The following is a 357-nucleotide window of genomic DNA, read 5'->3' on the forward strand; positions in this document are numbered from 1 at the left end:
GGCCGGTTCGATCCGGTCGGCGGCCACGCCCTCGCCGCGCGCCAGCGCCGGCAGCGCCAGCGCCAGCACATCGGCCGCATGCGGCAGCGCCGACGCATCGACGCCAGCCAGCTGCGCGGACAGGCGCTGCTGCAGCAGTTCCCCGGCGGCGGCCATGCCACTCCCGACCGCCTGCCAGCCGGCACTGTCGTCGGGCAGCGCGAAGGCTTCCGGGGCGAGCACCATTTCGTTCGACAGCGCGGTCCAGGCGCCCCCGTCGCGCGCGAAGCAGGCCGCATAGACCTCGCCCATGCGTGCATCGATGCAGGCCAGCACGCGCTCGGCGCCCACGGGCGCGCGCAGCGCCAGCGCGCGCAG

At 76.5% G+C, this 357-nt stretch carries 1 protein-coding gene; it reads right to left on the reverse strand.

Annotation, left to right across the window (positions count from 1 at the left end):
* Nucleotides 1-357, reverse strand: a 357-nt coding sequence (locus tag SB658_RS22445; protein WP_410602425.1) for a tRNA threonylcarbamoyladenosine biosynthesis protein TsaB, incomplete at both ends; no start/stop codon positions are given.

The sequence above is a fragment of the Bacillus sp. SIMBA_008 genome (assembly GCF_046535495.1).
GTDB lineage: Bacteria > Bacillota > Bacilli > Bacillales > Bacillaceae > Bacillus > Bacillus subtilis.